The organism is Streptomyces longwoodensis (genome assembly GCF_001514125.1).
GTDB classification, from domain to species: domain Bacteria; phylum Actinomycetota; class Actinomycetes; order Streptomycetales; family Streptomycetaceae; genus Streptomyces; species Streptomyces longwoodensis.
This window is the reverse complement of sequence record NZ_KQ948560.1, coordinates 123,455-135,227: the sequence shown is the minus strand read 5'-3', so window position 1 is coordinate 135,227 and position 11,773 is coordinate 123,455. Positions and strand designations below refer to the sequence as shown.

The window sequence follows — 11,773 nt, the reverse complement described above, 5'->3', positions numbered from 1 at the left end:
GTGGTGCGGCTCCTCCCGCCCCGTAGGGTGGGCCCGTCGGAGGCCCGTCGGTGGGAGACCAGGAGGTGCCGCATGGCCGCCAGGGCAGGCGAACAGGCCGCGCGCAGCAGTGTCTGGCTGGGCGGCGGGACGCGTCGCGGCCGGGGCGGCGGACAGCCCTCGGGGCTGGACCGGGACCGGATCACCGCGGCGACCGTACGGCTGCTCGACGCCGAGGGGCTGGACCGGTTCTCCATGCGGCGGCTCGCCGCCGAGCTGAACGTCACCGCGATGTCCGTGTACTGGTACGTCGACACCAAGGACGAGCTGCTGGAGCTCGCCCTCGACGAGGTGTTCGGGGAGCCGGCCCTGCCGGACCCGGACGACGGGGCCGGCGACTGGCGGACACTGCTGCGCGCGCTCGCCCGCGAGTACCGGGCGCTGCTGGTGCGTCACCCCTGGGTGCCGCCGCTGATCGGGCGCTACCTCAACATCGGCCCGAACTCGCTCGCCTTCTCCCGCGCGATCCACCACGTGGTACGCCGCACCGGCCTGCCCGTGCACGGCATCACCGGCGCCATCTCGGCCGTCTTCCAGTTCGTGTACGGCTACGGCACGATCCAGGGCCACTTCATGTCCCGGGTCACCGAGGCAGGGGTGACCCCCGACGAGTACCACGCGCAGATGATGGCCTCGGTGGGCGGCACCCCCGACACGGCCGCCGTCATCGAGGAGACCCGCGACATCATGGACGCGCGCGGTGGCGCCACGGTCGACGAGATGCTCGACCGCGACTTCACCTTCGCCCTGGACCTGCTGGTCGCGGGCATCGAGGCGATGGTGGAGCGTTCGGGGCCCGCGCCGGACGCGTGAGGGCGACGGGCCCGCTCCCTAGGGGGTGTCTCGTCGATCAGTCCTCCTGCGCCAGCCGTGCCGGGAAGCCGCCCGTCGCCACCGGTCCCCAGCGCTCCGGGGTGACCCGGATGATCGACTTGCCCTGCTTGACCATCGCCGCGCGGTACTCGTCCCAGTCCGGGTGCTCCCCGGCGATGGTGCGGTAGTACTCCACGAGCGGCTCGACGGAGTCGGGGGAGTCGATCACCTCGGCCGTGCCGTCGACCTGGACCCACGGGCCGTTCCACTCGTCGCTGAGGACGACGAGGCTCACCCGCGGGTCCCGCCGGGCGTTGCGGGTCTTGGCGCGCTCCGGGTAGGTCGAGACCACGATCCGGCCGGAGTCGTCCACCCCGCAGGTCAGCGGCGAGGCTTGGGGACTGCCGTCGGCCCGGCGGGTGAGCAGCAGGGCCCGGTGGCGGGGCCGCACGAAGTCCAGCAGCTCGTCCCGGGAGACGGTCGTGTTCGTCGCGATGTTCGGTGCCATGACGGCAGCCTAGGCGCGGAACCCCGCCCGGTGGCTGACCCTGCTGTGCCTACGCCCGGGCGCCTACGCCTGGGGCAGGGACTCGCCCTGCACCGCCTGGACGTCCAGCTCGACCTTGAGTGTGGTGCCGATGGCGGCGATGCCGGCCTGGACGACCTGGTTGTAGTTCATCGCGAAGTCGTCGCGGTGCAGTTCGGCCGTCGCCCGGAACGCGGCGCGGGTGCCGCCCCAGGGGTCGGCGCCGGTGCCCAGGTAGGCGAGGTCCAGGTCGACGGGCCGGACGATGCCCCGCATGGTCAGCTCGCCGCGCACGGTCCAGCGGTCCGGGCCCGCCTCGCTCACGCCGGTCGAGCGGTAGGCGATCTCCGGGAATCGCTCGGTGTCCAGGAAGTCGGCCGACCGCAGGTGCTGGTCGCGCATCGCGTTGCCGGTGTCGATCGAGGCCGCCCGGATCACCGCCTCCACCCTCGACTTGGTCACGTCGTCCGGGGCGATCTCCAGCGCCGCGGAGAAGTCCGTGAACCGGCCCCGCACGCTGGAGATGCCCAGGTGCTGGGCGACCGCGCCGACCGTGGAGTGCGCCGGGTCGACCGTCCAGGGGCCGGGCGGCGGCAGCTCGGTGCCGCCCTGCCGGGCGAGGGTCACCGTGCCGACCTCGGCCCGCCCGCTCGCGGTGACGATCGCGCTGGAGGCCACGGGCGCGTACCCGACGGCCGTGACGATCACCGTGTACGCCCCGGGCGCCAGCGCCGTGGCGTCCCGGACGACGCCCTCGTCGTCGGCCTCGGCGCGCACCACCTGCGTGCCGGTCATGTCGGTCACCGTGACGACCGCGTGCGACACGGCCCATCCGTCCCGGGTGCGGATCCTCGCGGTCAGTCCCATCCCGTTTTCTCTCCCCTGCAGAGCTTCGACAACTGAGCTTCCCGACACAGCGTGACAACTGGTCAGAACGTGGAACGGCCCGTGGCGGGGGCGCGCCGGAAGCCGGTCGCGCCTCCCGTCACGGGCCGGGGCCGGACTACTCGCCCGGGTGGGCGAGCTCGATGTCGTGGTCGTCGACACCGGTGCCCGACAGGGTCAGGGCGGTGGCCACCGGCGGGTAACCGGTCGCGATGACCGTGTACTCGCCGCCGTCGAGGTCCGTGAAGGCGTACGCCCCGTCGGCGCCGGTCGTGGCCGAGCCGACCACGTTGCCCGCGGCGTCCACGAGCGTCACCCGTGCGTCGGCCAGCGGGCCGTGCGGCGCGCGCACGACACCCTGCACCCGGGAACCCGCGTCGAGGAGGACGTCCGTGCGGGTCACACCGGTGGCGCCGATCTCGACGGGCAGCGCCCGCGGCCGGAACCCGGCGGCGTTGACCGCGACGGTCACGGCACCCGGCACCAGCTCCGTGAAGGAGAACTCGCCGTGCTCACCGGTGGTTCCGGTGGCCAGCAGATCGCCGCGCACATCGGTGACGATCACCATCGCGTCCTTGACGCCCTCGCCGGACACGGCGGCCCGCACGACACCGGTCAGCCCGCTGGTGCCGCTGAGCAGGATGTCGTAGGCGAGCGGTTCGCCGTTGACCACGACCGTGGAGGCCTGCGGCTGGAAGCCGTCGGCGGAGGCGATCAGGACGTACGACCCCGCGCCCGGCGCGTCCAGCGCGTAGGCGCCGTCGGCCTGGGCGACGGCCCGGCCGAGCTGGCGGCCGGCCAGCGAGATCAGCGTGACCGCGGCGTGCGGCACGGGCGCGCTCTCGGCGCCGCGGACGAAGCCCCGGACCGGGACGCCCCCGGCGGGGGTGTCCGTGGAGCCGGCCCCCGGGGCGACGGCGGCCACGGGCTGCGGCGCGGTGGCCGCACCGGCGGTGGCGGCGGCGCTGTCGGAGGCCGCGGGGGCACCGACGGCGGCCGGCACCTGCTGGGCCTCGGCCACGGTGGGCGCGGCGGCCGGGTCGACGGCGGGTGCGTCACCCTCGGCGGCCTGCGCCAGGGCGCCCTTGGTGCGCAGCGGCACCTCCTTGATGAACAGCGTGATCAGGAAGGCGAGCGCGGCGAGGAAGCCGGCGATCAGGAAGACGTCGGCGATGCCGTGACCGTAGGCGCTCTCCATGACCGTGCGCAGCGGCGCGGGCAGCTTGTCCATGTCCGGGATGGTGTCGGTCGACCCGGACTGCGCCATGGCGGCCGCGTACTTCGGGTCGATCGTGGCCAGGCCGTCCTTGACGTAGTCGGTGATCTTGTGGGACATCACCGCGCCCAGGGCGGACACGCCCATCGCACCACCGAGCGAGCGGAAGAAGGTGACCGTGGAGCTGGCCGAGCCGAGGTCGCCCGGCTCCACCTGGTTCTGCGTGCACAGCACCAGGTTCTGCATCATCATGCCGATGCCGAGACCCAGCAGCGCCATGAACAGCGCCATCTTCCAGTAGTCCGTGTCGTACCGGATGCCGCCGAGCAGCAGCAGCCCGGCCGTCACCAGGACACCACCGCTGACCAGCCAGGCCTTCCAGCGGCCGGTGCGGGTGATGAACTGGCCGGAGACCGTCGAGGAGACGAACAGGCCGCCGATCATCGGGATCGTCATGACGCCCGACATCGTCGGGGACTTGTCGCGGGCCAGCTGGAAGTACTGGCTGAAGAACACCGTGCCGCTGAACATCGCGATGCCGACGAACAGCGAGGCGAGCGAGGCGAGCGTGATGGTGCGGTTGCGGAACAGGCGCAGCGGGATGATCGGCTCACTGGCCCTGGCCTCGACGAGCACGAACAGCGCGCCGAGCACCAGGGACCCGGCGACCATCGTGTACGTCTGCCACGACAGCCAGTCGTACTTGTCACCGGCGAAGGTGACCCAGATCAGCAGCAGCGAGACCGCGGCGGAGATCAGCGTCGCGCCGCCCCAGTCGACCTTCACCTCACGCTTGACGACCGGCAGGTGCAGGGTCTTCTGCAGCACGATCAGCGCGATGACGGCGAACGGGACACCGACGTAGAAGCACCAGCGCCAGCCCAGCCAGGAGGTGTCGGTGATGACGCCGCCGAGCAGCGGACCGCCGACGGTCGCGACGGCGAACGTGGCACCGAGGTAGCCGGAGTAACGGCCCCGCTCGCGCGGGGAGATCATCGCGGCCATCACGATCTGCGCCAGCGCGGACAGACCGCCGACGCCGATGCCCTGCACCACGCGGCAGACGATCAGCATGCCGGGGTTCTGCGAGAGGCCGGCCGCCATCGAGGCGACGACGTAGATGACGAGCGCTATCTGGACGAGCGCCTTCTTGCTGTACAGGTCGGCGAGCTTGCCCCACAGGGGAGTGGCCGCGGTCATCGACAGCAGGGCGGCGGTGACGACCCAGGTGTAGGCGGACTGGCCGCCGCCCAGGTCACCGATGATCTCGGGCAGCGCGTTGGAGACGATCGTGGACGACAGGATCGCCACGAACATTCCGAGCAGCAGCCCGGAGAGCGCCTCCATGATCTGCCGGTGGCTCATCGGAGCGTGGCCGCCGGAGGAGCCTCCCCCGTGCTTGGCATGGGCCCGCACACCGGCTGGTGTGGTCGTTGCCATGGGCTTCCTTTTCTTACGTGTTCGCGGGTGTACGGGTGGTCTGGTCGAGTGCGGGAGGGGCCGGCGGCGGTGCCGGGGGCTCGGCGGGCGGCTGCGGCGGCCGGTGCGCGGTCGTACGGCAGTCGTCGAAACTGGACCGCAGCCGCTGCATCAGCCGGGTGAGCTGGTCGACCTCGTCGTCGCTCCAGTCGCGCAGCCGCTCCTCCAGGAGCCGGGTGGTGCGCCGGGACAGCTCGTCGATCTGGCTCCAGCCGGCCGGGGTCAGGCGCACGATGCGCGAGCGCTTGTCCGCCGGGTCCGGGGAGCGCTCGATCCAACCGCGCTCGGCGAGGTGGGCCACGTGGCGGCTGGTCACCGACATGTCGACGACCAGCAGCTCGGCGAGCTTGCTCATGCGCATGTCGCCATGGCGGCTGAGCAGCGTCAGCACGGCGGTGGAACCGCTGGGGCAGTCGGACGGCAGGATCCGTCCCAGCTCCCTCTTCACGGCCCCGAAGGCGCTGAACTGACGCATCAGCTCCTCGTACCGCGCCTCGCCGGCCATCTCACCCTCCCGATTCGTTGCTTAGGGCAACCATAGGGGCGCTTGGTTGCTACAGGCAAATAAAGAGGCCGCCTCCGCCGCAAAAAGTTGGCAAAGGCAAGTAGTGCCGGAGTAAACGCGCTGGTGCGGCCCGCCGCCGGCGACCGGGGACCGACCCCCACTTGGGCCGCCGCACCCGTTTTCGCTAGGGTCTCGGGCCATGGCTAACACCCAGGGCCCCCAGGGCAATTACGACCCCGCCGGCAGCACCCAGATGTTCCGCGCGTTCGTCGACGAGGGCACCCCGCAGCCGTCCCGCCAGGCCGCGGCGCCGTCCGGCTCCTCCGGCCCGCGCCTCGGACTGATCATCGGCATCGTGGCGGCCGTGGTCGTCGTCGCCGCGGTCGCCTGGCTGGCGCTGAAGTAAGGACCCGCTGAGGCGGGTCACCGCCGGCGGACACAGCGACGGCGACGACGCACCAACGGCGACCGCCGCGCCCCTGCGGCTCCTCGGAGCCGGGGCGCGGCGGTCGCCAGGTGCTGCGGGAGGCGGGGTGCCTCAGTCGCTGATCAGCCCGTCCCGCAGCTGCGCCAGCGTGCGCGTCAGCAGGCGGGAGACGTGCATCTGCGAGATGCCGACCTCCTCGCCGATCTGCGACTGCGTCATGTTGGCGAAGAAGCGCAGCATGATGATGCGGCGCTCGCGCGGCGGCAGCTTGGCCAGCAGGGGCTTGAGGGACTCGCGGTACTCCACGCCCTCCAGCGCGCTGTCCTCGTAGCCCAGCCGGTCGGCCAGGGAGCCCTCGCCGCCGTCGTCCTCCGGGGCGGGGGAGTCGAGGGAGGAGGCGGTGTAGGCGTTGCCCACGGCCAGCCCGTCGACCACGTCCTCCTCGGAGACGCCGAGGACGGCCGCGAGTTCCGTCACCGTCGGAGAGCGGTCCAGCTTCTGCGACAGCTCGTCGCTGGCCTTGGTGAGGGCCAGGCGCAGCTCCTGGAGGCGGCGCGGCACGCGCACCGACCAGGACGTGTCCCGGAAGAACCGCTTGATCTCGCCCACGACCGTCGGCATCGCGAAGGTCGGGAACTCCACGCCGCGTTCGCAGTCGAAACGGTCGATCGCCTTGATCAGGCCGATCGTGCCGACCTGGACGATGTCCTCCATCGGCTCGTTGCGCGAGCGGAAGCGCGCGGCGGCGTAGCGGACGAGGGGGAGGTTGAGCTCGATGAGCGTGTCCCGGACGTAGGCGCGCTCGGGGCTGTCCTCGTCGAGCGCGGCCAGCCGCAGGAACAGGGAGCGGGACAGGGTGCGGGTGTCGATGGCCTCCGAGGCCGGGAGGGCCGGGGCCGGCGCGGCCTCGAGGGCCGTGACGTCGTCGAGCACGTCGGTCTCGACGGGCACGGCGGGCGCGGTCTCGCTCTTGTCGAGCGTGAGCACCTTCGAGCTGCCCTGATCTGCGGACATGCCACCCCCTTTGGGTCGCGGGACGGTCGTGGCGGACGCTCCCGGGGAGGAACGCGGCCTTCACCTGAATACCGGAGCCCGAGCTCCGGCAAACGCTCTTCCGGCAGAATGTCACATGTCGGCAACACGCTGTAGTGACATGTCGACATCGTAGTCGCGAATCCGCCCTGGAAAGTGGGGGTGTGACGGTTTTTCAGCCCCGAATTCCCGTGATCGGGACCGTGGAGCGATTCGCTCTCCCCGGGGATCCCTCGCTCACGCGTACGGGACTCCCCCCGGCGTACGCCTCGAACTCCCGTACGTCTACGCGTCGATCCGGTTGGCCGAGCGCAACCGCTGGAAGCTGCGCGCCAGGAGGCGTGAGACGTGCATCTGCGAGACCCCGAGCTCGGCGCTGATCTGCGACTGGGTCAGGTTGCTGTAGTAGCGCAGCAGCAGGATTCGCTGTTCGCGTTCCGGAAGCTGGACCAGCAGGTGGCGGACCAGGTCGCGGTGCTCCACGCCGTCGAGCGCCGGGTCCTCGTAGCCGAGGCGGTCCAGCAGGCCGGGCAGCCCGTCGCCCTCCTGGGCGGCCTCCAGCGAGGTCGCGTGGTACGACCGCCCGGCCTCGATGCAGGACAGCACCTCCTCCTCGCTGATGCGCAGCCGCTCGGCGATCTCGGCGGTGGTCGGGGTGCGCCCGTGGGCGGTGGTCAGGTCCTCGGTGGCGCTGTTGACCTGCACCCACAGCTCGTGGAGCCGGCGCGGCACGTGGACGGTGCGCACGTTGTCGCGGAAGTACCGCTTGATCTCGCCGACGACGGTCGGCATGGCGAAGGTCGGGAACTGCACGCCCCGGTCGGGGTCGAAGCGGTCGATGGCGTTGATCAGACCGATGGTGCCGACCTGGACGACGTCCTCCATCGGCTCGTTGCGGGAGCGGAAGCGGGCGGCGGCGTAGCGCACGAGCGGCAGGTTCGCCTCGATGAGCGCCCCGCGCACCCGGTTGTGCTCCGGCGTGCCGGGGGTGAGGTCCTTCAGCTGGGCGAAGAGCACCTGGGTGAGGGCCCTGGTGTCGGCGCCGCGCCGCTTCTCCGGGACGTCCGCGGCGGGGGCGGGTGCCTCTTCCCCGGCCTTCTCCTGGGGCGGCGCAGTACTGGCCGACATGGTCAACGCCACCTCTTCATCGGTCAATCATCCGTCAAAAGCGGTCATAGCATCACAAGACATGTGCACTGTGTGCAAGCACCCCATCACACCGTGTTGATGGAGAAGTTGAGCCTTCCGGGCGCACAAAAGCCCCCCGCCGACCGGCGGGGGGCTCGTGGTGCGGCTGCTTTCAGAAGGGGTAGTCGGCGACCACCCAGGTGGCGAACTCCCGCCACAGGGCGACGCCCGCCTGGTGCGCGGGGTGCTCCAGGTACCGCTTCAGCGCGGCCTCGTCGTCCACCGCCGAGTTGATGGCGAAGTCGTAGGCGATGGGCCGCTCGCTGACGTTCCAGCCCAGCTCCCAGTGGCGCAGCTCCTCGATCTGCCCGCCCAGCGCCCGGAAGGCGGCCTCACCGGCCGCGACCCGGGGGTCGTCGCGGTGGACGCCCTCGTTGAGCTTGAAGAGGACCAGGTGGCGGATCATGGGCGCTCCCAGCGTGGTTCCCGTGCGGTGCTCGGGGACGCGCGCTACTTGGCCCCGTCGGCGAGCCAGGTGAAGAACTCCCCGACGGCCTTGGCGGCGTCCGATATGCCCTCGAACCCTATCTGGACGTAGTCCGCGGCCTTGGCCGGGTCCGTGATGATCACGTACAGCACGAAGACCACGAGTACGTAGACGGCGATCTTCTTGGCGTTCACCGCCACCGCGGCCTCCCCTGCCACCGATGTGCCCCTCGGGCCCTGTTGCCGGGCGCGAGTGTAACGCGCAGATCGTTTCGTATGACCGCAGGCACGGCGACCACGGGCGTTTTCGCCGCCCCGGGGCACGGAACGGGCGAAGGGCCCGGTCCACCGGACCGGGCCCTTCGTCTCTCTGCGGTAGCGGAGGGATTTGAACCCTCGGTGACTTGCGCCACACTCGCTTTCGAGGCGAGCTCCTTCGGCCGCTCGGACACGCTACCGAGGGAGACCTTACAGCACGCCGGGACCGGGTTGGAAATCGATACGTCGGCCGCTCAGCGGTCCCGGAAGAAGTCGGTGAGCAGCCGCGCGCAGTCGTCCGCGAGGACGCCCTCGATCACCTCGGGGCGGTGGTTGAGCCGCCGGTCGCGGACGACGTCCCAGAGGGAGCCGGCCGCGCCCGCCTTCTCGTCGCGGGCGCCGTAGACCACCCGGTCCACCCGGGACTGCACGATCGCGCCCGCGCACATCGTGCACGGTTCCAGGGTCACCACGAGGGTGCAGCCGGTCAGCCGCCACTCGCCGAGCCGTGCGGCGGCCCGCCGGACGGCGAGCACCTCGGCGTGCGCCGTGGGGTCGCCCACGGCCTCGCGTTCGTTGTGGCCGACGGCGAGGACGCTCTCCCCGTCGGGGGACAGCACGACGGCGCCGACGGGGACGTCCCCGCCCCGGACGGCCAGTGCGGCCTCGTCCAGGGCGAGTCGCATCGCGGCCCGCCAGCGGTCGCGTACCGGGTCGGCGGCCCCGGGGGTCCCGGGGGGCCGGCCCCACTGTTCCGGTGCGGTCAGCGGACGGTCTCCAGCACCTCCGAGGCGCCCAGGGCCTCGGCGATCTCGTTGACGGCGTCCTGCGACAGCGACCGCAGCTCCTTCTGGCTGACGCCGAGGTCGTCGAGGATGCCGCCGTCGCCGACGGGGCCGTGCGGCACGCTCCCGTCGGTGGAGGCGGCGGCCGCGGGGCTGTCCGCGTCGTCGTCCTCCTGGTCGTCGTCCTCGCCGTCCTCGGTGCCGTCGAGGTCGAGGGCGTCCAGGTCGGGGACGTCCTCGCCCGGCTCCCGGCCGAGCAGCTCGTCGGTGAGCAGGATCTCGCCGTACGAACTGCGGGCGGCCGCGGCCGCGTCGGAGACGTAGATACGAGGGTCCTCCTCGCCGTCGACCCGGACGACGCCGAACCAGGCGTCCTCCTGCTCGATCAGCACGAGCACCGTGTCGTCGTCGGGAGAGGCTTCCCGGGCCAGGTCGGCCAGATCCGACAGGGTCTCCACATCGTCCAGCTCTGTGTCGCTCGCTTCCCACCCGTCTTCGGTGCGCGCGAGCAGTGCGGCGAAGTACACCGTGACTCTCCCACTGGTCATAGGCGTGCCGGTTGGGGGTCCCCCCGGCGGAGGTTACGGGCGGGGAGAGAGCTCAGGCTCCGAGCCCCGCCCACTCGGAATCGTGGCAGAAACAAGGCGTCCAGGGGACGTCTTCGGCTCCCTGTGTCCGGCATTTTGATCGCAGCTGGGTGCACACCCCGGTGGCGCCGGGGTGACACGTGCACAAGCGACCCCACCAGCACACTCGTTGCCGCCACGTGCGGATCGTACGCGGCTTTCCCCCGCGGCCACGCACGCCCACCCCTCGCAACGCGCGGCACGTCGGCGATCTTCCCCCCGCGGACACCTCGTGTCGGGACTCCCGACGGGGGCCGTACGGCTACCAGCGGAAGGTGCGCATCCGCATCGCGTGGCGCAGCCGCGCGGCCTTGGCGCGGCGGGGCTGGACCCGGTCGCGCAGGGCGCGGGCCTCGGCGAGTTCCCGCAGGAACTGGGCGCGGCGGCGACGGCGCTCGGCGTCGGTCTCCCGCGCGGACGCGTCCGTCGCTGCCGTCCGGACGGTTCGTTCCGTCCGACCCGCTCGTTCCGTCCGACCTGCTCGATCCGTTCGTTCTGCCATAGGCGCACCACCCCGCATCGGTCCAGGTCGACCACCCCGGTCCGTCGTCCCCTCCACCTTCCCCCGGTCGGCGGGATGCATGCCCCGGGCGTGTGAGGGCCCGTGAAGCTCTGGCCCAGGATGTGCGCTCCGTGCGGACGACCGGCCCGGTCGGCCCGGTTACTGTGGTGCCCATGCGTCTCCACGTCGTCGACCACCCCCTGGTCGCCCACAAGCTCACCACGCTGCGCGACCAGCGCACGGACTCGGCCACCTTCCGTCGTCTCGCCGACGAGCTGGTCACCCTGCTCGCCTACGAGGCCACGCGCGACGTGCGCACCGAGCAGGTCGACATCACCACGCCGGTCGCCCGGACCACCGGCGTCAAGCTCTCCCACCCGCGCCCCCTGGTCGTGCCGATCCTGCGGGCGGGCCTCGGCATGCTGGACGGCATGGTCCGGCTGCTGCCGACCGCCGAGGTGGGCTTCCTCGGCATGATCCGCAACGAGGAGACGCTGCAGGCCTCCACGTACGCCACCCGGATGCCGGAGGACCTCTCCGGCCGCCAGGTGTACGTCCTGGACCCGATGCTGGCCACGGGCGGCACCCTGGTCGCCGCGATCCGCGAACTGATCCGGCGCGGCGCCGACGACGTCACCGCGGTCGTCCTCCTCGCCGCCCCCGAGGGCGTCGAGATCATGGAACGCGAACTGGCGGGCACCCCGGTCACGGTCGTCACGGCAGCCGTCGACGACCACCTGAACGAACACGGCTACATCATCCCGGGCCTCGGAGACGCAGGCGACCGCCTGTACGGAGCAGCCGAGTAAGCCTCCCCCCGCCCCAAGTCCCCGCGCCCAGCACCCCACCAGGCCGCGGGGACTCAGCTTTCCGCCACCGCGACGGATCGCTTGTGGAGGGGCGCGGGGAACTGCGCAAAACCGACGACGTCGCGTCAGCCGCATCTAAAGGCGCGCCGAACCCGGTCTGCCAGGGGCGCGGGGAACTGCGCAAACACCACCACGGCGCGCCAGGCGCAACGAAACGCGCGCCGAACCGGGTCCGTCAGGGGCGCGGGGAACTGCGC

Annotated in this window: 14 protein-coding genes and 1 tRNA gene; 3 read left to right on the top strand and 12 right to left on the bottom strand. The window is 71.8% G+C overall.

Translation table 11 applies throughout. From position 1 onward, the window contains the following. The first annotated feature begins 72 nt into the window (after positions 1-72). Positions 73-852 (top strand): TetR/AcrR family transcriptional regulator, encoded by a 780-nt coding sequence (locus AQJ30_RS28000; protein WP_067239502.1) that lies wholly within the window; start codon positions 73-75, stop codon positions 850-852. Positions 853-889: 37 nt separating this feature from the next. Here the strand turns inward: AQJ30_RS28000 and AQJ30_RS27995 are convergent, their stop codons facing one another. The 4 genes from AQJ30_RS27995 to AQJ30_RS27980 form a co-directional block, all read right to left on the bottom strand. Then, positions 890-1,360 carry a PPOX class F420-dependent oxidoreductase gene (locus AQJ30_RS27995; protein ID WP_067239501.1) on the bottom strand — a complete coding sequence of 157 codons (471 nt, stop codon included), beginning with the start codon at positions 1,358-1,360 and terminating at the stop codon, positions 890-892. A gap of 63 nt (positions 1,361-1,423) precedes the next feature. Further along, positions 1,424-2,245: a YceI family protein gene (locus AQJ30_RS27990; RefSeq protein ID WP_067239499.1), complete on the bottom strand. Its 822-nt coding sequence runs from the start codon at positions 2,243-2,245 to the stop codon at positions 1,424-1,426. A 136-nt stretch (positions 2,246-2,381) separates the two neighbouring features. Further along, complete coding sequence (locus AQJ30_RS27985; protein WP_067239497.1) at positions 2,382-4,844, bottom strand: MFS transporter; 2,463 nt, start codon at positions 4,842-4,844, stop codon at positions 2,382-2,384. 88 nt (positions 4,845-4,932) lie between these two features. Continuing rightward, positions 4,933-5,463 carry a MarR family winged helix-turn-helix transcriptional regulator gene (locus tag AQJ30_RS27980; RefSeq protein ID WP_067239496.1) on the bottom strand — a complete coding sequence of 177 codons (531 nt, stop codon included), beginning with the start codon at positions 5,461-5,463 and terminating at the stop codon, positions 4,933-4,935. 199 nt (positions 5,464-5,662) lie between these two features. Between AQJ30_RS27980 and AQJ30_RS27975 the strand changes: the two genes are divergently transcribed. After that, a complete protein-coding gene (locus AQJ30_RS27975; RefSeq protein ID WP_067239494.1) occupies positions 5,663-5,869 on the top strand; it encodes a hypothetical protein in 207 nt (68 codons plus the stop codon). A gap of 132 nt (positions 5,870-6,001) precedes the next feature. Here the strand turns inward: AQJ30_RS27975 and AQJ30_RS27970 are convergent, their stop codons facing one another. From AQJ30_RS27970 to AQJ30_RS37365, 8 genes are all read right to left on the bottom strand, one after another. After that, positions 6,002-6,904, bottom strand: coding sequence for an RNA polymerase sigma factor SigF (locus tag AQJ30_RS27970; protein ID WP_067239492.1), 903 nt, complete (start codon positions 6,902-6,904; stop codon positions 6,002-6,004). 303 nt (positions 6,905-7,207) lie between these two features. Beyond that, the gene (locus AQJ30_RS27965; protein ID WP_079084342.1) at positions 7,208-8,050 is read right to left on the bottom strand and encodes an RNA polymerase sigma factor SigF; all 843 of its coding nucleotides are present in this window, start codon (positions 8,048-8,050) and stop codon (positions 7,208-7,210) included. Positions 8,051-8,222: 172 nt separating this feature from the next. After that, entirely contained in the window at positions 8,223-8,516 is a 294-nt protein-coding gene (locus AQJ30_RS27960; protein ID WP_067239488.1) for a Dabb family protein, read from the bottom strand. Positions 8,517-8,560: 44 nt separating this feature from the next. Then, positions 8,561-8,755 carry a hypothetical protein gene (locus AQJ30_RS38540; RefSeq protein WP_137307635.1) on the bottom strand — a complete coding sequence of 65 codons (195 nt, stop codon included), beginning with the start codon at positions 8,753-8,755 and terminating at the stop codon, positions 8,561-8,563. Between the two features lie 154 nt (positions 8,756-8,909). Continuing rightward, a tRNA-Ser gene (locus tag AQJ30_RS27955) sits at positions 8,910-8,994 on the bottom strand. Between the two features lie 54 nt (positions 8,995-9,048). After that, positions 9,049-9,480 (bottom strand): tRNA adenosine(34) deaminase TadA, encoded by a 432-nt coding sequence (gene tadA, locus AQJ30_RS27950; RefSeq protein ID WP_067239486.1) that lies wholly within the window; start codon positions 9,478-9,480, stop codon positions 9,049-9,051. A 77-nt stretch (positions 9,481-9,557) separates the two neighbouring features. Continuing rightward, positions 9,558-10,106 (bottom strand): tRNA adenosine deaminase-associated protein, encoded by a 549-nt coding sequence (locus AQJ30_RS27945; RefSeq protein ID WP_067239484.1) that lies wholly within the window; start codon positions 10,104-10,106, stop codon positions 9,558-9,560. A 361-nt stretch (positions 10,107-10,467) separates the two neighbouring features. Beyond that, complete coding sequence (locus tag AQJ30_RS37365; RefSeq protein ID WP_079084341.1) at positions 10,468-10,707, bottom strand: hypothetical protein; 240 nt, start codon at positions 10,705-10,707, stop codon at positions 10,468-10,470. 173 nt (positions 10,708-10,880) lie between these two features. Here AQJ30_RS37365 and upp point away from each other — a divergent pair, with 173 nt between their 5' ends. Continuing rightward, positions 10,881-11,516 (top strand): uracil phosphoribosyltransferase, encoded by a 636-nt coding sequence (gene upp / locus AQJ30_RS27940; RefSeq protein ID WP_067239483.1) that lies wholly within the window; start codon positions 10,881-10,883, stop codon positions 11,514-11,516. Positions 11,517-11,773: the final 257 nt, after the last annotated feature.

Excerpts from the sequence above, each read along its gene's own strand:
- tadA (WP_067239486.1), bottom strand. The coding sequence starts at position 9,480 with ATGCGACTCGCCCTGGACGAGGCCGCACTGGCCGTCCGGGGCGGGGAC.
- AQJ30_RS27975 (WP_067239494.1), top strand. The coding sequence starts at position 5,663 with ATGGCTAACACCCAGGGCCCCCAGGGCAATTACGACCCCGCCGGCAGC.
- upp (WP_067239483.1), top strand. The coding sequence starts at position 10,881 with ATGCGTCTCCACGTCGTCGACCACCCCCTGGTCGCCCACAAGCTCACC.
- AQJ30_RS27965 (WP_079084342.1), bottom strand. The coding sequence starts at position 8,050 with ATGTCGGCCAGTACTGCGCCGCCCCAGGAGAAGGCCGGGGAAGAGGCA.
- AQJ30_RS27980 (WP_067239496.1), bottom strand. The coding sequence starts at position 5,463 with ATGGCCGGCGAGGCGCGGTACGAGGAGCTGATGCGTCAGTTCAGCGCC.
- AQJ30_RS27995 (WP_067239501.1), bottom strand. The coding sequence starts at position 1,360 with ATGGCACCGAACATCGCGACGAACACGACCGTCTCCCGGGACGAGCTG.
- AQJ30_RS27960 (WP_067239488.1), bottom strand. The coding sequence starts at position 8,516 with ATGATCCGCCACCTGGTCCTCTTCAAGCTCAACGAGGGCGTCCACCGC.
- AQJ30_RS28000 (WP_067239502.1), top strand. The coding sequence starts at position 73 with ATGGCCGCCAGGGCAGGCGAACAGGCCGCGCGCAGCAGTGTCTGGCTG.
- AQJ30_RS37365 (WP_079084341.1), bottom strand. The coding sequence starts at position 10,707 with ATGGCAGAACGAACGGATCGAGCAGGTCGGACGGAACGAGCGGGTCGG.
- AQJ30_RS27970 (WP_067239492.1), bottom strand. The coding sequence starts at position 6,904 with ATGTCCGCAGATCAGGGCAGCTCGAAGGTGCTCACGCTCGACAAGAGC.
- AQJ30_RS27990 (WP_067239499.1), bottom strand. The coding sequence starts at position 2,245 with ATGGGACTGACCGCGAGGATCCGCACCCGGGACGGATGGGCCGTGTCG.
- AQJ30_RS27985 (WP_067239497.1), bottom strand. The coding sequence starts at position 4,844 with ATGAGCCACCGGCAGATCATGGAGGCGCTCTCCGGGCTGCTGCTCGGA.